The organism is Corynebacterium sp. KPL4015, assembly GCF_040225725.1.
GTDB lineage: Bacteria > Actinomycetota > Actinomycetes > Mycobacteriales > Mycobacteriaceae > Corynebacterium > Corynebacterium rhinophilum.
Genome location: NZ_JBEHGF010000065.1, coordinates 1 through 756 on the forward strand (window position 1 = coordinate 1; position 756 = coordinate 756).

A 756-nucleotide genomic window follows, 5' to 3' on the forward strand; every position below is an offset into this window, starting at 1 on the left:
GATAGAGCAGCTAAAGCTACTGCTGGAACAGACAATCACCGCAACGGCACCTACCCGAAAACCGTGGATTCTAACTACGGGCCAGTAAACATTGATGTTCCACGAGACCGGGCCGGCACGTTTACCCCAACCATGGTTCCTCAAAGGCTCCAGGCGGCTAACAGATGTCGACGATATGATTGTCAGCTTATATGCCGGCGGCATGACCATTAGGGATATCCAGCATCATATGGCAACTGCGATGCGGGTAGATATCTCCCATGAAACAATCTCTGCAGTAACTGATGCCGTCGGCGATGAGGTCATGGTGTGGCAAAACCGCCAGTTAGACGAGTTCTACCCCGTGATATTCCTGGATGCGTTGCGCATTAAAGTCCGCGACGGCGGCCGGGTAGTCAACAAGTCCGCGTACATGGCAATCGGCGTGGACCTCGACGGCATCAAACACATCCTGGGATTGTGGATTGCCAAAGAAGAAGGTGCTTCCTTTTGGGCACACGTGTGCGCCAACTTATCTAACCGTGGGGTCAAAGACGTCTTTATTGTCTGCTGTGACGGGCTGAAAGGCCTACCAGAGGCTTCTGGAGGCAACCTGGCCGAATTCCATGGTACAAACCTGCATCGTGCACCTGATTCGCGCCGCGAACCGGCAGGTCACCTACGGGGACCGCCGCGCTGTATCAGCCGCGTTGAAGAAGGTTTATACGGCTACTGATGAATCCACGGCAGAAGCGGCGTTGAAGGAATTCTGAAGGA

General features: G+C 54.1%; 1 pseudogene. It reads left to right on the forward strand.

Going from position 1 to position 756, the window contains the following annotated elements:
• Positions 1-749: pseudogene (locus ABRP64_RS11645) on the forward strand (IS256 family transposase); the annotation flags it as partial.
• Positions 750-756 lie beyond the last annotated feature (7 nt).